Here is a 17,433-nt window from a genome sequence, read left to right on the forward strand (position 1 = left end):
CCGAACCGGTCACCGGTGCCCGTCCCGCGGTCTGGGTGCAGCCGCGGGACGGGCACCCGGTGTGCGTACGGGGAGTGAACCGGGGACACTCGACCATCGTGACCGCACCGGCTTGGCTCGAAGTGCTCAACGAGACGCTGGACGCGTGCCGCACGCACGGCCGCGCCGATCTCGCCGAGCGCCTGCGCAGACGCCGGGACGCCCCGCCGGGGCAGACCCGGCTCGGCGTGCTCGGTTTCCCCAAACAGGGCAAGGGTTACCTGCTCAACGCCGTGCTGAACGCGCCGGTGTGCGCGGTCGGCGACGCCGCGACGCCCGCCGTGCCCACGGAAATCGCCTACTCCGCCGAACCCGCCGCGACCCTGGTCGGCCGCTCCCGCGAACGGATCCCCGTCGCGGTCGAACGGCTCACCGGCGAGCTCGGCGCCCGGCCCGCCGGCACGCTCAGCCGCGTCGAAGTCGGTGTGCCGCGGGAACTCCTCTCGGCCGGGCTCGTCCTGGTCGACACCCCACCCGTCGGTGACCCGCGGTCACCGCGCACCGCGGCGGCGCTGGATCTGCTCGCCGAAGCCGACGCGGTGATCCTCGTCTCCGACGCGACCGCGCCGCTGAGCGCCGCCGAACTCGCGCTCGCCCGGCACGTGCGCACGTGGTGCCCGCACGTCGTGCTGGCGCTCACGAAGATCGACGTATGTCCCGGGTGGCGCGCGGTCGCCGAACGCGACCGCGCCCTGCTCGGCGAGGCCGGGGTCGACGCGCCCGTCCTGCCCGTTTCGGCCGTGGTGCGCCAAGCCGCCGCGAAGTCCGGTGACGCGGAGCTCAACGCCCGCTCGGGATTCCCGGAGCTGCTCGGCTGGATCGCCGAGCAGGCCGCGCGCCCGCCGGAGCAGTCCCGCGCGCTGCTCGCCGCGGTCGGCGTCCGCGCCGCCGCCGCCGAGCTGGTGGAGTCGCTGCGGGATCGCATCGATTCGGTCGCCCAGGACGCCGGGCTCGGCCAGGCCGCACTGCTGCAGCGCGCCCAGCGCCGCGCCGACGACCTGCGGCGGCAGAACACCCGGTGGCAGAACCTGCTGTCCGACGAGATCGCCGACCTGCTGTCCGATGCCGAGTACGACCTGCGCGAGCGGACCCGCAAGATCGTCACCACCATCGACCGGACCTTCGACGAGGGCGACCCGGCGAAGGTGTGGGACGACTTCGCGCCCTGGCTGGACAACGCGCTGGCCGAGGCCGTCGACGTCAACTACACGTGGCTGGCCGATCGGGCGGAGTGGATCGCGCAGGCCGTCGCGGCGTGCTTCGGCGCCCAGTACGACCGCGCGCTGCCGGACCTGCGGCTCGAAGGCTCCGGCCTGGAACACCTCGACGAGGTCGGGCGGCCGAAGATCGAGAAGTTCAAGATCGGCCAGCAGGCCTTCACCGGCCTGCGCGGTTCCTACGGCGGTGTGCTGATGTTCGGCCTGGTCACCAGCCTGGCCGGGCTGCCGCTGATCAACCCGGTCTCGATCGGCGCCGGCGCGGCCTTCGCCGCCAAGACGATCAAGGACGAAGGCGGGATGCGGCTGCAGCGGCGCCAGGCCGTCGCCAAGCAGGCGGCCCAGCGGCACGTCGACGACGTCTTCCTGCGGTTCAGCAAGGAATGCCGTGACGCCATCCGCGTCGTCCAGCGGCGGCTGCGCGACCACTTCACCGGGCTGGCCGAGGAACTCGCCGACGAGCTGACGCACGAACGCGAGATGATCCTGGCCGGCACGGCCGAGCGGGAGCGGCGGACCGGGCACATCCGGCGCGAGATCGACCGGCTCGCCGCGCTGCACCAGCGCGCGGGCGAACTCGGCACGATCGCCGGACGGCAGCAGCGGCGGGAGCTTTCGGCGTGACCCAGGACGTCCGCGACCTGCTGCACGCCGCGGCCGGGCTCTACCGGGACGACCCGCGCGCTTCGGCGCTGCTGCACGACTGTCTCGATCGGCTGGAGCAGCCCCTGCGTGTCGCGTTCACGGGCGCGCCGTCGTCCGGGAAGACGACACTGGCCGCCGCGCTGGGCGGATGGCCGACGCGGGCCCTGCGCGACCTCGTGCTGCTGGACGACCCCGGTCCGGGCGACGACGTCCCGGACGCGACGGTCCGGCTGGTCCGCCACCTCGAGCCGGACGAGCTCGCGGCGGCGCACCCGCCGGGCGGCTCGGCGTTCGCGCGGCAGAGCGCGGTCAACTCGGTGCTGGTGCTGTCGCGCGCCGACGAGGTCGGGGCGGGCCGGATCGACGCGTTGCTCACCGCGAAGCAGCTCGCGCGGCGGGCGTGGCGGGAAGACCCGCTGTGCACCGGGTTCCTGGGCGTGATCGCCGTCGCCGGGCAGCTCGCCTACGGCGGCCGGTCCTTGCGCGACGACGAGTTCGACCTGCTGGCGGCGTTCGCCGCGGTGCCGCGGGAGGAACTGGAACGGCACGTGCTGTCGGTGGATTCGTTCACCGATCCGGCGTTCCCCGGCCCGATCCCGGTCGAGACGCGCCGGTCGCTGGTGGTGCGGTTCGGGATGTTCGGCGTCCGGCTGGCGCTCACGCTGATCCGCACCGGCTGCGACGACCGCGTCAAGCTGTCGGCGGAACTGGTGCGCCGCAGCGGGCTGGGCGAGCTGCGCGACACCCTGTCCGGGTGCTTCGTGGCGCGAGCCGAGGCCCTGCGCGCGCGGACGGCGATCATCCGGCTGGAGTCACTCCTGGCGGCCCAGCCCCGTCCGGGCGGCGATCGCCTGGTTTCGCGGGTGGAGCGGTTCGCCGCGGCGGCCCACGACTTCCGCGAGCTGCGCCTGATCGCCGACATCCGCGGCGGCCGGACGGCCCTGTCCGGCGAGCCGGCCGAGGAAGCGGTCCGCTTGCTGGGCGCGCAAGGGACGGCCCCGGCCGACCGCCTCGCGCTGGAGCCGGACGCCGACCCGAACGAGATCTACGAGGCCGGGCTGGACGCGTTGCGGCGCTGGCGGCACGAGGCGGAACGCCCGGACCGCCCGCACGCCGAACGCGCGGCGGCGCACGTGGTGGTGCGGTCGGCCGAAGGGCTCCTTTCCCTGTTCGCCTAGCGGCGAACCCGGCCGGGCCACGAACTCATCGTGGTTCCGCGCGTCCGATCGCCGGGCCTAACCGTCCAACCGGGACCAGAACGCGGTCAGGGCGCGCGCCACCGGGTGCGGGTCCGTCACCGGCCACCAGTGCCCGGTGCCGGGGAGTTCGGCGATCTCGGCGCCGGCGGCCTCGCCGGCGGACCGGTGCTGCGCGGGCGTTCCGCTGGCCTGGTCGGCGTCCGCGAGGGCGATCAGGGCCAAGCCGGGCCGCTGCCGGGCCTTCGCGAGGTCGCGGCCCGCGTCGGCCATCACCGGCTGGGCGGCCGACCGCAGGAGCGACAGCACCGCCCGGCCCATGCCGTCGTCCATCCCGGCGGCCACGCGTTCCGCGGCCGGGCCGGTCATCCCGAGCGCGCGGACGACCTCCAGCCGCTGCGCCAGCGTGCCGCCGAAGATCTCCTTCACCGACGCTTCGCCCGCCCCTTCCTGTTGCCACACCTGGGCTCGCGCGTGCCAGACGTAGTCGGGGGCGAAGAGGCCGAGCGCGTCCGACGCCCAGCTGCGGATCAGGTCCGGGCGGGTCATCGCGATCTGCGCGACGTGCGCGCCACCCCAGTCGTGGCCGACGAGGTCGACGGGTTCCCGGAACTGCTCCAGCCGCGCGGCGAGCCACTCGCGGTAGCCCTCGACGGTGGCGGAGAAGCCCTCCGGCGCGGGCACCCCGAAGCCGGGCGGGGACAGCGACACCGCGTCGTCCCGGCCGAGCACTTCGAGCAGCGGGCCCCACACGCCACTGTTCTCCGGATTGCCGTGCACGAGTACCAAGGGAACAGGCATGGTCACTCCCAACTTGCGTGCATGTATGCAAGTAACTGTAGCAGCGGCCGAGGCCGGGAACCACTGCCGGAAGCTACGGCGTGACGGCGAAGGCCGCGCGCACCGAGCGCGCCGCCTCGCGGATGAGGGTGGGGACGCCCCGCACCGGAGGCTGGGCGATGAGCTGCAACCCGGTCCCGCGGACCAGGGCGACGACCAGGACGGCGGCCGCGGCCGGGTTCACGTCGGACCGGACGGACCCGTCGGCGACGCCCTGGCGGACCACGTTCGCCAGGAGCTGCCGGAAGTCGGCGTCCCGGCGGGCGAACAGGGGGGCCAGCACGGGGTCGGCCGCGATCGCCTCGCCCCACAGCTGCAGGAACGCGCGCGCCGCCGGCGTCCGCCGCACGACGTTGCGCAGGTAGGCCTCGACGATCCGCACCAGGTGGTCCAGGCCGTCACCCTGGTATTCGGGGACGTCGAACCGCTGTGCCTCGTCGACCACGGCTTCCAGCAGCCGTTCCCGGCTGCCGAAGTGGTGGTAGACGATGCCGCGGCTGTAGCCGGCGGCTTCCCCGACCTCGGCGAGCGTGACGGCACGGGACCCGCTGCGCGCGATGAGCGTCATCGCCGCGTCCACCACGCGCCGCTCGGTCTCGGCGCGTCGTTGCTCCTGCGTCCGCCGGGCCGGGCGATCGGTCATGCGTCGTGCTCCCCTGACTGGCGTCGTGGTCGACGAAGTCTGTCACGGCGGCCTCTCGCCGCCCGGCCTGGCCACCGCACGCGAGCGGCGGTCGCCCGCCGATGAGCGTTCCGCCGGCTTACGGCGTGACAAAGACACCGACCGGCGGGCCGGCCGGAGAGCGGTTGTCCGATGTTGACGCCCGCGGGGCCGCGGCGCACCATAGGGCGGTCTATGGTCCAGTGCCGGCCCGAAGGGAACTCCCATGCCCGAAGACGTCCGCCCCCGGGTCCGGTTGTTCGGCGAGCTCCTGGCGCACTGGGCGGCCGAACGCCCGGCGGACACCGCGCTGATCTTCGGGGACCGGAAGTGGACCTGGGCGGAGTTCGACGAGCGGGTCCGGCGGCTGTCCGGGGCGCTGGCGGCGGCCGGAGTGACCCGCGGCGACCGCGTCGCGTTCGTCGACAAGAACCACCCCGCCTGCCTGGAGACGACCTTCGCGGCGGCCGGGCTCGGTGCGGCCAACGCCGTGGTCAACTGGCGGCTGTCCGGCGACGAACTCGCCTACGTGCTCGAGGACGCGGGCGCGAAGGTCGTCTTCGCCGGCACCGAACTCCTGCCCGCTCTCGACGCGATCCGCGACCGGCTGCCGGCTCTGGAACGCGTGATCGTCGTCGGCGGGGACGCCGACGAGTACGAGTCCTTCCTGACCTCCGCCGCGCCGCACGGGGGCACCGACGTGGCCACCGACGACGGCGTGCTGGTCATGTACACCAGCGGCACCACCGGCTTCCCGAAGGGCGCGGTGCTGACCCACCGCAGCGTCCTCGCGCACGGCCTCGCCGCCGGGACCGCGTTCCCGATCGGCCCGGGTGAGGTCAACCTGGTCGCGATGCCGCTGTTCCACGTCGGCGGCAGCTGCTACGCGGTTTCCGGGTTCCTCTACGGCGAACCGTCCTACCTGACCCGCGAACCGGACGCGGCTTCGCTGTTCGCGGCGCTGCGGGCCGGGATCACCCACGCCTTCCTGGTGCCCGCGGTCGTGGCCGGGATCGCCCAGGCCGGCGAGGCCGCGCTCAAGGCGTTCTCCCGGCTGAAGTACCTCTGCTACGGCGCTTCGCCGATGCCGCTCCCGCTGCTGCGCACGGTGCTCGCTGCCTGGCCGGACGTCAAGTTCGCCCAGGTCTACGGCATGACCGAGCTGTCCGGCGCGGTCACCGCGCTGACGCCGGAGGCGCACCGGGACACCACCCGTCCGGAACGGCTGGCCTCGGCGGGAACCGCACTGTCCGGAGTGGACATCCGGATCGTCGACCCGGTCACGGCGCAGGACGCCGAGGTCGGCGAGGTGTGGGTGCGCACCGAGCAGCGGATGGCGGGCTACCTCGGCAAGCCCGAGGCCACCGCGGAGACCATCGTGGACGGCTGGGTCCGCACCGGCGACGTCGGGCGCCTCGACGACGGCGGGTTCCTGTTCCTCGAGGACCGCGTCAAGGACATGATCATCACCGGCGGCGAGAACGTCTACTCGCCCGAGGTCGAGCGGGTGGTGGCGGAGTTCCCCGGCGTCGCCGAGGTGGCCGTGATCGGCGTCCCGGACGAGAAGTGGGGCGAACAGGTCAAGGCCGTCGTCGCCGGTGACCAGCTCGACGCCGAAAAGATCGTCGAGTTCTGCCGCGAACGGCTGGCCCACTACAAGTGCCCGCGCAGCGTCGACGTGGTGGACGCGTTGCCGCGCAACGCCACCGGCAAGATCCTCAAGCGTTCGCTGCGCGAACCCTACTGGCGGGACCGGGACCGGAACGTCTGATGGCCTCGCGTCGCGAGTACTTCGAGGCTGCGCTGCAGGTGCTCGCGGAGCACGGTTTCACCGGATTGAACGTCGGCGCGCTGTGCCGTGCGCTGGGTGTCACGAGCGGTTCGTTCTACCACCACTTCGGCGGCTGGCCGGGATTCGTGGAGCAACTGCTGGAGCACTGGGAGAACCGCCAGGTGCTGATCCTGCGCGAGCGGAACTTCGGCACCGGCGGCCCGTCGGCGGACTTCGCCGCGCTGATGGATCTGACGCTCGGCCTGCCCCACGAGGCCGAAGCGGCGATCCGGGCGTGGGCGCGCAACGACGAAACGGTGCGCGCGGCGCAGAAGCGCGTCGACGACGCCCGGGTGCGGACGGTCGGCAAGGTGGTCGAAGGCATCGTCGGCGACCGCGCCCTGGCCCGCACGCTGACGTCGCTCGGGCTCGCGGTGCTGGTCGGCCACCAGCAGCTGGCGTCGGCGGGCGAGCACGGCGAGCTGGCGGAACTGCTGGGGGAGTACACCCGGCTGGTGCGCTCACGAGCGGGTTAGGCGTTGCCGAGCACCCGGGTCACGGTGATCTCGATGACGACCCGCCGCGGGTTCGGCTTGGGCTGCCGGTAGCGGGCGGCGTACCGGTTTTCGGCGTCGCGCACGGATTCCGGGTCTTCGCGCAGGACCGCTCGTCCCTCCAAAGTGGACCAGCGGGGGCCGTCGAGCTGGCAGACCGCGACCGGGATGCCGTCCGGGCCCGCGGCGCGCACGAGCCGGGCCTTGACCGACGGGGCGAAGGTGATCACCCGGGCGAGGCCGGCCTCGAAGTCGACGGTCACGCCGACCGCGACGACGTGCGGCGTGCCGTCCGGGCGGACCGTGGTCAGCGTGGCCAGGTGGCGCTCGGTCCAGAACGCGCGGAAGTCCGGCCCGCGGCCGCCGAGGTCGATCGTCATGCCGTCCACGCTAGTCCGTCCGGGTGCGCGAACGGCGGAGGACCCACTGAGCGTAATAGTAAGGAAAGTTTCCTAACCCTCTTGACCTGGTCTTGAACCGTCTGCCACGCTTCGCTCACCTTCGCCGCAGCCAACGATGTCGTTACGGAGGAGCCATGAAGAGAATCGTCCGGGCGGTGGTGGTTTCGGCCGCGCTCGCCGCGGGGCTGGTGAGCGTGCCCACGTCCGCGTCCGCGGCCGGCACGCCGTACGTGCCGGGAACGTTGCGGCCGTCCGTCTCGCAGGCCACCCAGGACGCGGCGCTCCAGAAGTACTACGACTTCTGGAAGAAGAACTTCCTGACCACCAAGTGCGGCACCGGCACCTACGCCGTGCTGTCCAAGGACGCCGACCACTCCTTCGTCGCCGAGGGCGAGGGGTACGGCATGACGATCTCGGCGATGATGGCGGAGAAGGACCCGCAGGCGCGCTCGATCGTCGACGGGATCCTGAAGTTCGTGAAGGCGCACCCGTCGGTCAACAACCGGGACCTGCACGCGGCCGAGCAGGATGCGAACTGCAAGAGCGTCAACGGCGGCGACTCCGCCACCGACGGCGACCTGGAGATCGCCTACGGCCTGCTGATCGCGGACAGGAAGTGGGGCAGCGGCGGTTCGGTGAACTACAAGGCCGAGGCCGTCCGGATCATCAACGCGATCAAGAAGAGCGAGGTCAACGGCACCACGAAGTTCACCCTGCTGGGCGACTGGGGCAACGACGCGGAGTACCGCAACAGCTCCCGCTCGTCGGACTGGATGCCGGGCCACCTCCGCGCCTTCGCCGCGGCGACCGGGGACAGTTTCTGGGACCAGGTCCGCACCCGCTCGGAGGCGGCGGTGAGCCAGCTGCAGTCGTCGTACGCGCCGAACACCGGGCTGCTGCCGGACTTCGTGGTGAACACGAACTCGACGCCCAAGCCCGCCCCGGCGGAGTTCCTGGAGGGCCCGTACGACGGCAAGTACAGCTGGAACGCCTGCCGCGACCCGTGGCGCCTGGGCGCGGACGCGATTTCGTTCGCCGGCAGCCCGGCGGCGAACCAGGTCCGCAAGATGAACACGTGGATCAAGACGACCACGGGCGGCGACCCGGCGAAGATCCAGAGCGGGTATTCGTTGTCGGGTGCGAAGACCGAGAGCGGCCGGCACCCGTGCTTCACGGCCCCGTTCGCGGTGGCGGCGATGACGGACCCGGGCAGCCAGGCCTGGCTGGACAAGCTGTGGACGGCGGTCTCGTCTTGGACCCCGGACGCGACGGACTACTACGGAACGGGCATCACGATCCAGGTCCTGCTCATCCTGAGCGGCAACTACGTGGCCGCGTAGGTTCGTCCCGGCCGCCTCGCCCTGTTCCGGGTGCGGGGCGGCCGGTTCGTGCGTGAGACCGGCGGCATGACCGGTCACCCGCGCAGTGCCGAGGAGCTGACCCGCGCTCTGAACGCTGGACAGCGGTTCGGGTGGGGCTGACCGTCGCGACGCCGAGCGTGATCGGTCCGGGGCGAGCAGCCCCCGAATCCACGCTAGCTCAGGGCGCCGACAGTTCTGCTTTCCGCGGAGCGCAGCGGCTCTGTCTGTCCACAACCCGCTGGTGAGTGGGGAGATCGCCGCCGGACCGCGGGCGGCTTCATGTCAGGGAACCGAGGCTGGGCGGTGGATTCGCCGGCTCCCACTGTCGCTGAGGCCGACGCTGGGAGGCGTGCCGAGCGACCCACAATTGTCGGTGCCCTGCGGTAGCGTGGAATCCGGGGGCTGCGCCGCCGGACCCGCGGCCGACTAGGGCGTGTCCTGTAGGTGTTTGAGCTGCACCTCTGGTGGCTATGCGCGGTGGTTGGTCGCGGTGAGTCGACGGATAAGGCGTGGGCGGTGATCGAGCCGTTGCTGCCGCCGCAGCAAGGCGGTGGCGGGATCACCGTCAGGTGATCAACGGGATCTTATGGAAGTTGCGCACCGGTGCTCCGTGGCGTGACCTGCCCGAACGGTATGGCCCGTGGAAGACCGCGCATGAGCGGCTGCGGTTGTGGACGCCTGCGACGGGGAAGGACTCGGCCGGTCCCGCAGCGGACTGAGCACCAAGATTCACCTCGCCGTCGACGGGCGTGGCCTGCCGATACGTTCCTGCTCACACCGGGCCAAGCGGGCGACAATCCCCAACTGGTGCCATTACTGGACGGCATCAACGTCGCCCGTTTCGTGCCGCAACGTCCGCGGTGTCGGCGGGCGGCCACCGGCCTTTGATACCGAGGTCTACAAGCAGCGCAACGTGGTCGAACGCTGCCTGAACCGCCTCAAGCAGTTCCGCGACCTGGCCGCCCGCTACGCCAAGCGTGCCGCCTGCTACCAGGCCGAACTCACCATCGCCGCCATCGTGCTCTGGCTCCGATGACTCACAGGACAGCTCCTGACCCCGAGTCTTCCGGCCGACGGCCGCGTCGCCGAAGAGCCCGGTCGACCGAATCCGGCCGACCTGGTGGCCGACGCACTCGGTGAGTCGAGAAGCCCCCGCGTGGCGGGCTTTTCGGTTTCGCGGATGTGCGGGCTCAGCTCGGCTCGCGCGGCGGCAGTCCGGCGGCCCGGTAGATCTCGTCGATCACGGTCATCGTCTCGACCGCGTCGGCCGCCGAGGTCTTCACCGGTGCGCCGTCCAGGACCGCCGCCGCGAAGGCGTCCAGCTGGTAGGCGTAAGACGCGCGCCGGGGGAACTTCTCCGTGCGGCGCGCGTCGCCGATGCGGACCGACAGGCGGTGGTACGCCTGCGGTGCCACCGGGTTGACCACCGACAGCGAGCCGCGCGAACCGATCACCTTCGCGCTGATCTTCAGCAGCGACGACGACCACATCGAGCACTCCACCCGCCCGGTGTGGCCCGACGGGAACCGCAACTCCGCCGTCATGGCCCGGTCCACCGTGGGCGAACGCAGCTTCGCCGAAGCCGACACCACCGCAGGCGTCTCGCCGCCGAACACCCGGGCCATGTGGACCGCGTAGCAGCCCGCGTCCATCGTCGCCCCGCCCGCCAGGCCGTAGTCGTAGCGGATGTCCGAGAACTTCGGCAGCGGGAAGCACAACGCCGTCTCCACGCGCTCCAGCCCGCCCAGCTCGCCCGACGCCACGATCTCCTCCACCCGCAGGGCCAGCGGGTGGTAGCGGTAGTGGAACGCCTCCATCACCACGCGGTCGGAGGCGGCCGCCGCCGCGGCGACCTCCCGTGCCTCCGCGGCGTTCGCCGTGAACGGCTTCTCGCACAGGACGTGCTTTCCCGCCGCCAGGGCCGCGAGCGTCCAGCGCCCGTGCAGGCCGTTCGGCAGCGGGTTGTAGACCGCGTCGATGTCCGGATCCGCCAGGAGCTCGTCGTACGACGAGTGCACCCGAGGGATGCGGTGCCTGGTCGCAAACGCTTGCGCGCGCTCAGGTGACCGCGCGGCGATCGCGTCGACCGACACCGCGGGGACCGAGGCGGCGGGCTTGATCAAGGCCGCGGGCGCGATGCGGGCCGCCCCCAGGATGCCGATCCGCAGGCTCATGGCGCGAAGTTAGCACCGAACGACATTTCAACTCCCAGTTGACCTCTTCAACAACGAGTTGTAGCGTTCCGGCCAGCCGAACAGTGGAGGTCCGTTATGTCCCGTTCTCGTGCCGCACAGGCAGTGCTGCTCGCGAGCCTCGCCGTCCTGGTGACGGCTTGTGGTGGCGGTCCGGACGGCGCGGGCGGGACGTCGCAGGCCGCCGGCGCCCCCGCGTCCGGTATCCCGGACACCGCGGCGATCGTCCAGGGCGTCCAGAAGGACGCCCAGCTCAACGCCGCCTTGCCGGACACCGTCAAGCAGGCGGGCCTGCACCTGGCCTCGAACCTGCAGTCCGCGCCCAACAACTTCTACGCCGCCGACGGCAAGACCCCGATCGGCTACGAGGTCGACCTCGCCAAGGCGATCGCCGCCAAGCTCGGCGTCGCCGTCACCCACCAGGACATGGCCTTCGGCTCGCTCATCACCAGCCTCCAGTCCGGCCGCATCGACCTGACCATGGCCGGGATGAACGACACGAAGGCCCGCCAGCAGCAGATCGACTTCGTCGACTACTTCACCTCCGGCATCACGATCATGATCCGGAAGGGCAACCCCGACGGCATCACCGGCCCGGACACCCTCTGCGGCAAAAACGTCGCCGTCGTGCAGGGCACCAGCCACCAGAAGTTCGCCACCGAGCAGAGCGCGAAGTGCACGCAGGCCGGCAAGCCCGCGGTCACCGTCACCGCGACCGACAGCGACAACCAGAACCAGAACCAGCTCCGCACCGGCCGCGTCCAGGCGATCCTCAACGACCTCCCCAGCGCCGTCTACATCTCGCGCACGGCGGGCGAGGGCAAGTTCTTCGAGGTCGTCCCCGGTGAGCCGATCGACGGCGGCCCGTACGGCATCGGTGTCAACAAGACCAACACGGCGCTGCGCGACGCGGTGCGGAAGGCACTGCAGGCCCTGATCACCGACGGCACCTACGGCAAGATCCTGCAGGCCTGGGGCGTCGAGCAGGGTGCGATCAAGGAGGCCGCCGTCAATGGTGGAGCGTGAACCGCTGCCCATCGTCCGGCTGCGGCACTGGGGCCGCTGGGTCGCCGCCGCGATCATCGTCGCGCTGCTCGTCCTGCTGGGCGTCGCCCTCGGCAACGCGCAGATCGCGTGGAACCAGGTCCCGGACTTCGTCTTCTACAAGGTGATGGCGACCGGCCTGCTCAACACCGTCGTGCTGGCCGTGCTCTCCCAAGCCGTCGCGATCGTGCTCGGCATCGTGATCGCCCTGCTGCGCCGCAGCGCCAACCCGGTCGCGCGGTGGTTCGCCGCCGGCTACATCTGGATCTTCCGCGGCCTTCCGGTGCTGCTGCAGATCCTGCTCTGGTACAACCTGGCGCTCGTCTTCCCGGTCATCGACATCCCGTTCGTCGTCCACGAGCAGACGAACGTGCTGATCAGCGCGTTCACCGCCGCGTTCCTCGGCCTGGCGCTCAACGAGAGCGCGTACATGGCGGAGATCGTGCGGGCCGGCCTGAACAGCGTCGACAGCGGGCAGACCGAGGCGGCGAAGTCGATCGGCATGACCCCGGCCGCGACGCTGCGCCGGGTCGTGCTGCCGCAGGCCATGCGCGTGATCATCCCGCCCACCGGCAACGACTTCATCAACATGCTCAAGGGCACGTCGATGGCGTCGGTGATCGGCGTGACCGAGCTGATCCACGCGGCCAACAACATCTCGTCCAACAACCTGCTGGTCATGGAGACGCTGCTGGCCGCGGCCGTCTGGTACATGGTCGTGGTGACCGTCGCCGGCGTCGGCCAGCACTACCTGGAACGCGCGTTCGGGCAGGCCGACCGCGGGCCGCTCGCCCGCGCGGGCAAGGCGCTGCGCGGCGTGCCGCTGGTGAGGAGTGCCCGTGTCTGAGCCATTGCTGCGCGCGGTCGGGGTCCGGAAGTCCTACGGCCACACCGAAGTCCTCGGCGGCATCGACCTCGAAGTCCACAAGGGACAGGTCGTCTGCCTGCTCGGCCCGTCCGGCGCCGGGAAGAGCACGTTCCTGCGCTGCATCAACCACCTGGAGACCATCGACGCCGGCCAGATCTGGGTCGACGGCGAGCCCATCGGCTTCCGGCAGCGCGGCGGCAAGCTGTACGAACTGCGCGAACGCGAGGTGGCGCGCCAGCGGCGTGACATCGGCATGGTGTTCCAGCGGTTCAACCTGTTCGCGCACCGGACGGCGCTGGAGAACGTCGTCGAAGGCCCGATCCGGGTGCTCGGCGTGCGGCCCGACGACGCCCGGAAGCAGGGGCTCGAGCTGCTCGACCGCGTCGGGCTGGCCCACCGCGCCGACGCCTACCCGGCGCAGCTGTCCGGCGGGCAGCAGCAGCGGGTCGCGATCGCCCGGTCGCTGGCCATGAAGCCGAAGCTGATGCTGTTCGACGAGCCGACGTCGGCGCTGGACCCGGAGCTGGTCGGCGAGGTACTGGAAGTCATGAGTACGTTGGCGGGGGAGGGGATGACGATGGTCGTCGTGACGCACGAAATGAGCTTCGCCGCGGAGGCCGCCGACGAGGTGGTGTTCCTGGCCGACGGCGCCGTCGTCGAGACGGGGCCGCCTTCGGAAGTGCTGAGCGCGCCGAAGCACGACCGCACCCGGCAGTTCCTGGCGAGGATCCTCGCGTGACGCGAATTTCGCCCCGGTACCTGCTGCAGTTCGACGAGCCCACCGGCTACCTCGACTTCGCCCGGTTCGGCCCGCCGTCGCACGCGGTGCTCGACACGACGGCCGCCCTGCTCGACCAGGCGACCACGGCCGGGCCGTCCACAGTGGACGAGCTGATGCGGCAGGAGATCCGGGCCAAGGCCGCCGCCGCGCGGCTGTCCGGCTCGGACACCGACCACACCGTGCTGCTGCCCCACACCAGCCTGGGCCTGTTCCAGGCGGCGTTCCACAGCTCCGGCGAAGTGCTGGTGCCGGCGTCGGAGTTCCCGGCCAACACCTACCCGTGGGCACGGGCCGAGCAGGCCGGCCGGCTGCGCGTCCGCCGCCTGAGCAGCGGGTACGTGACGCCCGAGCGGGTCGCCGACGCGCTGACGCCGGAGATCACGACGGTCAGCGTCAGCGCCGTCGACTTCCGCACCGGCTACCGCGCCGACCTCGCCGCGTTGCGCGACGTCGTCGGCGACCGGCTCCTGGTCGTCGACGGCATCCAGGGTTTCGGCGTCGTCGAGGAGCCGTGGGAGGTCGCCGACGTCCTGGTCGTCGGCGGGCAGAAGTGGCTGCGCGCGGGCTGGGGCACCGGCTTCGCGGTGCTGTCCGACCGCGCACTGGACCGGATGGACCCGGTGCTGTCGGGCTGGACCGGCGCGCGCGACCCGGGCCTGTTCGACGACGAAATCCACCCGCCGGACGCCACCGCGCAGGCCTGGTCGATCTCCAACCTCAGCCCGATCACCTCCGGCGCGTTCGCCGAGGCCCTCGAGCTGGTCGAGGACGCGGGGCCCGGCGCCATCGCGGCGCGGATCGCCGAGCGGATCGGCGCCTTCGAGGAGGTACTGGCGTCCTGCGGCGCCGAAGTCGTCTCGGCGACCGAGCGGCGGGCCGGGATCCTCGCGTTCACCCTGCCCGGCCACCCCGCCGAGCAGGTCGGCGCCGCGCTGGCCAACGCCGGGATCGCCGCGACCGTGCGGCCCGAGCACGTCCGCCTCTCGCCGCACGCATCGACTCCGGCGGCCGCGGCCGATCTGCTCCGGGAAGCACTGGAGACGCTGACCGCGCCTCGCCGTCCGACGGTCGTCCCCGCCGCGGGCGCGACGACGCACGAGGTGCTCACCGCGCTGGTGCCGGCCATCCCGGGGCTCGCGGCGATGCTCGGCCCGGGCAACGAAGTCCTGCTGCACGACCTGAGCCGGCTGCCGGACTCGATCATCGCCATCGCCGGCGACCTCACCGGCCGCCGGGTCGGCGGCCCGATGACCGACCTGCTGCTCGGCCTGGTCCGCCGCGGCACCACCCAGGACCTGACGAACTACCGCACGCACGGCCCGGACGGCCGTCCGATCCGCTCTTCGACGCTGTTCCTGCGGGACGCCGACGGGGTCGCGGTGGGCTGCCTGTGCGTCAACAGCGTCGAGGAGGCCGCGTCGCCCGGCGGCCACGGCGAGCCGGAGACTTTCCCACCGGACGTCGACAGCCTGCAGCGGTTCCTCGTCGACCGGGCGGTGACGAAGGCCGGCATCCCGGTGGACCTGATGAAGAAGCGCCACAAGGCGGCGGTCGTGCGGGAGCTCGACGAAGCCGGTTATTTCCTCATCAAGGACGCGGTCGACCACCTGGCCGGGCGCCTCGACGTCACGCGGTACACGATCTACAACTACCTCAACGAGATCCGCGCCTGATCGGCCCTTGCCAGCCGCGTGCTCCGGGCGGACCATGGCCCGCATGACCGAACCGGACACGCGGGCCCTGGTCCGGCTCGAAGCCGACGGCGAGGCGGACGCCGAAGAGTCCGACCTGCTCGCCCGCCGCCTGCGCGCCGAGCTGGGCGAACTGGACGTGGACGTGCTGCCGGTCCCCGGAGAGCTGCCGCCGGGCGCGAAGGCCGCGGACCCGGTGACGATCGGGTCGTTGATGGTGGCCTTCAGCGCGGCCGGCGGGGTGTTCCCCGGCCTGGTCGAGACCCTGCGCGAGTGGCTGGGCCGCCAGGCGGGCCGGCACCGGATCAAGGTGACGATCGACGGCGACACCGTCGAGCTGGAACGCGCGACGACGGCCGAACGCCAGGAGCTGATCGAGGCGTTCGTCCGCCGCCACGCCTAGCGACCGCACGGGGTCCAAGAACGTCCTCGCCACCCGATTTCCCCCTTTCGTAGGGCGTTCCTGCGCGGCTGTCCCGCCGGACCCCGCGCCGGGACTAGGGTTCTCCCGCTCGAAGACGCTGGGAAAGGGAGAAATCAGTGAGACGTGCCCTCTTCGCCGCCGTGGCCGCCGCGGCATCGGTGGCGTCCGCGCTCGTGGCCGCCCCGGCCGCGAGCGCCGCGCCCGCGGGACCGGCGTCGATCGCCTGGGGACCGTGCACCGATGCCACGCTGGCCGGCGCCGGCGCCGAATGCGGCTACCTCGCCGTGCCGCTCGACTACCGCAAGCCGGCCGGCGAACAGGTCCAGCTCGCCGTCAGCCGCGTCAAGCACAAGGTGCCCGACGCGCAGTACCAGGGCGTCATGCTGACCAACCCCGGCGGCCCCGGCGGTTCCGGCCTGCTGCTGGCCACCCGCGGATCCCGGGTGCCCGGCCACGCCGGCGACGCCTACGACTGGATCGGCTTCGACCCGCGCGGGGTCGGCGCCAGCAAGCCCGCGCTGAGCTGCGACCCGAACTACATGGACTACAACCGGCCGCAGTACGCGCCGTTCACCCCGCAGCTGGAGAAGACCTGGCTGAACCGCTCCAAGGGGTACGCCGAAGCCTGCGCGAAGAACAACTCGCGCGCGCTGCTGGAGAACATGAAGACGACCGACACGGTCCAGGACATGGACTCCCTCCGCAAGGCGCTCGGCCAGCGGCAGCTGAACTTCTACGGCTACTCCTACGGCACCTACCTCGGCCAGGTCTACGGCACGCTGTACCCGCACAACGTCCGCCGGATGGTGCTCGACTCGACCGTCGACCCGCGCGGCGTCTGGTACCGCGCCAACCTGAACCAGGACGTCGCCTTCGACCAGAACATCCTGATCTGGTTCGGCTGGCTCGCCCAGCACGACGACGTCTACCACCTCGGCAAGACCCAGGCCGCGGTGCGGCGGGTGGTGAACGAGCAGCTGCTCAAGACGTCCTTCACCCCGGCCGGCGGCGTGATCGGGCCCGACGAGATCCTCGACGTCATCCAGCAGGCGAGCTACTACCAGCTGCGGTGGACGCTGCTGGGCGACGCGCTGTCCCGGTTCGTCAACCAGGGTGACTGGCAGAACTGGAAGTCGCTCTTCGAGGCCTTCGGCGGCCGCGGCGACGACAACGGTTACGCGGTGTACCTCGCCGTGCAGTGCACCGACGTCCAGTGGCCGCAGAGCTGGCCGCAGTGGAAGCGCGACAACTGGCAGACCTTCGCCAAGGCACCGTACTTCACCTGGCAGAACGCGTGGTTCAACGCGCCCTGCCTGTACTGGCCCGCCAAGGCGGGCAAGCCGGTCAAGGTCGACGGGCGCGGGGTGCAGAGCGTCCTGATGATCGACGAGACGCTCGACGCGGCGACGCCCTTCGAGGGCAGCCTCGAGGTCCGCAGCCGGTTCCCGGGTGCCTCGCTGATCGCGGAGCCCGGCGGCACCAGCCACGCGATCACCCCGCGCGGCAACGCGTGCGTCGACACCAAGATCGCGGCTTACCTGGCGACGGGCGCGCTCCCGGCCCGCAAGCCGGGCCGCACGGCCGACGTCGAGTGCGCCCCGCTGCCGCAGCCGACGCCGCCGGCGCCCACGGCCGCCAAGGCCGACGTCGCGGCGACGCAGGGCGTGGTCGCCGGGCGGTTCGCCGGCTGACCAGCGCACACCCTGGGAAAGGGGTGCCGGGCACGCTGCCCGGCACCCCTTTTTCGT

Annotated in this window: 16 protein-coding genes and 1 pseudogene; 13 read left to right on the top strand and 4 right to left on the bottom strand. The window is 71.8% G+C overall.

Annotation, left to right across the window (positions count from 1 at the left end):
* The first annotated feature begins 98 nt into the window (after window positions 1-98).
* Complete coding sequence (locus DV20_RS01450) at window positions 99-1,880, top strand: P-loop NTPase family protein (RefSeq protein ID WP_200876330.1); 1,782 nt, start codon at window positions 99-101, stop codon at window positions 1,878-1,880.
* Window positions 1,877-3,079 carry a GTPase gene (locus DV20_RS01455; RefSeq protein ID WP_043775587.1) on the top strand — a complete coding sequence of 401 codons (1,203 nt, stop codon included), beginning with the start codon at window positions 1,877-1,879 and terminating at the stop codon, window positions 3,077-3,079. Before DV20_RS01450 ends, DV20_RS01455 begins: the two co-directional genes overlap by 4 nt.
* 57 nt (window positions 3,080-3,136) lie before the next feature.
* Here DV20_RS01455 and DV20_RS01460 read toward each other — a convergent pair whose 3' ends face one another.
* Window positions 3,137-3,898 carry an alpha/beta fold hydrolase gene (locus DV20_RS01460; protein ID WP_043775590.1) on the bottom strand — a complete coding sequence of 254 codons (762 nt, stop codon included), beginning with the start codon at window positions 3,896-3,898 and terminating at the stop codon, window positions 3,137-3,139.
* A gap of 73 nt (window positions 3,899-3,971) precedes the next feature.
* Complete coding sequence (locus DV20_RS01465; protein WP_043775593.1) at window positions 3,972-4,580, bottom strand: TetR/AcrR family transcriptional regulator; 609 nt, start codon at window positions 4,578-4,580, stop codon at window positions 3,972-3,974.
* 244 nt (window positions 4,581-4,824) lie between these two features.
* Here DV20_RS01465 and DV20_RS01470 point away from each other — a divergent pair, with 244 nt between their 5' ends.
* Window positions 4,825-6,369 (top strand): acyl-CoA synthetase, encoded by a 1,545-nt coding sequence (locus DV20_RS01470; protein ID WP_043775596.1) that lies wholly within the window; start codon window positions 4,825-4,827, stop codon window positions 6,367-6,369.
* The gene (locus DV20_RS01475) at window positions 6,369-6,905 is read left to right on the top strand and encodes a TetR/AcrR family transcriptional regulator (protein WP_043775598.1); all 537 of its coding nucleotides are present in this window, start codon (window positions 6,369-6,371) and stop codon (window positions 6,903-6,905) included. Before DV20_RS01470 ends, DV20_RS01475 begins: the two co-directional genes overlap by 1 nt.
* Here DV20_RS01475 and DV20_RS01480 read toward each other — a convergent pair.
* On the bottom strand, window positions 6,902-7,303 hold the full coding sequence (locus tag DV20_RS01480; protein WP_043775697.1) for a PPOX class F420-dependent oxidoreductase: 402 nt from the start codon (window positions 7,301-7,303) through the stop codon (window positions 6,902-6,904). The genes DV20_RS01475 and DV20_RS01480 overlap by 4 nt on opposite strands.
* A gap of 155 nt (window positions 7,304-7,458) precedes the next feature.
* On the opposite strand from DV20_RS01480, the gene DV20_RS01485 reads away from it, so the two are divergent.
* The 3 genes and pseudogenes from DV20_RS01485 to DV20_RS46950 all read left to right on the top strand — a co-directional run bounded on the left by DV20_RS01485 (window position 7,459) and on the right by DV20_RS46950 (window position 9,721).
* On the top strand, window positions 7,459-8,664 hold the full coding sequence (locus DV20_RS01485) for a glycosyl hydrolase family 8 (protein ID WP_043775600.1): 1,206 nt from the start codon (window positions 7,459-7,461) through the stop codon (window positions 8,662-8,664).
* A gap of 498 nt (window positions 8,665-9,162) precedes the next feature.
* Window positions 9,163-9,481 (top strand): annotated as a pseudogene (locus DV20_RS46330) (transposase); the annotation flags it as partial.
* Between the two features lie 117 nt (window positions 9,482-9,598).
* On the top strand, window positions 9,599-9,721 hold the full coding sequence (locus DV20_RS46950; RefSeq protein ID WP_268747378.1) for a hypothetical protein: 123 nt from the start codon (window positions 9,599-9,601) through the stop codon (window positions 9,719-9,721).
* A 154-nt stretch (window positions 9,722-9,875) separates the two neighbouring features.
* Here the strand turns inward: DV20_RS46950 and DV20_RS01495 are convergent, their stop codons facing one another.
* A complete protein-coding gene (locus DV20_RS01495) occupies window positions 9,876-10,859 on the bottom strand; it encodes a Gfo/Idh/MocA family protein (RefSeq protein WP_043775602.1) in 984 nt (327 codons plus the stop codon).
* A gap of 96 nt (window positions 10,860-10,955) precedes the next feature.
* On the opposite strand from DV20_RS01495, the gene DV20_RS01500 reads away from it, so the two are divergent.
* The 6 genes from DV20_RS01500 (at window position 10,956) to DV20_RS01525 (ending at window position 17,376) form a co-directional block, all read left to right on the top strand.
* Window positions 10,956-11,903 carry an ABC transporter substrate-binding protein gene (locus tag DV20_RS01500; RefSeq protein WP_043775603.1) on the top strand — a complete coding sequence of 316 codons (948 nt, stop codon included), beginning with the start codon at window positions 10,956-10,958 and terminating at the stop codon, window positions 11,901-11,903.
* Window positions 11,890-12,768 carry an amino acid ABC transporter permease gene (locus DV20_RS01505; protein ID WP_043775604.1) on the top strand — a complete coding sequence of 293 codons (879 nt, stop codon included), beginning with the start codon at window positions 11,890-11,892 and terminating at the stop codon, window positions 12,766-12,768. The genes DV20_RS01500 and DV20_RS01505 overlap by 14 nt, the downstream gene beginning before the upstream one ends.
* On the top strand, window positions 12,761-13,528 hold the full coding sequence (locus tag DV20_RS01510; protein ID WP_043775700.1) for an amino acid ABC transporter ATP-binding protein: 768 nt from the start codon (window positions 12,761-12,763) through the stop codon (window positions 13,526-13,528). Before DV20_RS01505 ends, DV20_RS01510 begins: the two co-directional genes overlap by 8 nt.
* On the top strand, window positions 13,525-15,243 hold the full coding sequence (locus DV20_RS01515; RefSeq protein WP_043775605.1) for an aminotransferase class V-fold PLP-dependent enzyme: 1,719 nt from the start codon (window positions 13,525-13,527) through the stop codon (window positions 15,241-15,243). The genes DV20_RS01510 and DV20_RS01515 overlap by 4 nt, the downstream gene beginning before the upstream one ends.
* Before the next feature lie 43 nt (window positions 15,244-15,286).
* Window positions 15,287-15,664, top strand: a complete 378-nt coding sequence (locus DV20_RS01520; RefSeq protein WP_043775607.1) for an effector-associated constant component EACC1 — start codon at window positions 15,287-15,289, stop codon at window positions 15,662-15,664.
* 137 nt (window positions 15,665-15,801) lie between these two features.
* Window positions 15,802-17,376, top strand: a complete 1,575-nt coding sequence (locus DV20_RS01525; RefSeq protein ID WP_043775609.1) for an alpha/beta hydrolase — start codon at window positions 15,802-15,804, stop codon at window positions 17,374-17,376.
* Window positions 17,377-17,433 lie beyond the last annotated feature (57 nt).

It is taken from the genome of Amycolatopsis rifamycinica, assembly GCF_000695625.1.
GTDB classification, from domain to species: Bacteria; Actinomycetota; Actinomycetes; order Mycobacteriales; family Pseudonocardiaceae; genus Amycolatopsis; species Amycolatopsis rifamycinica.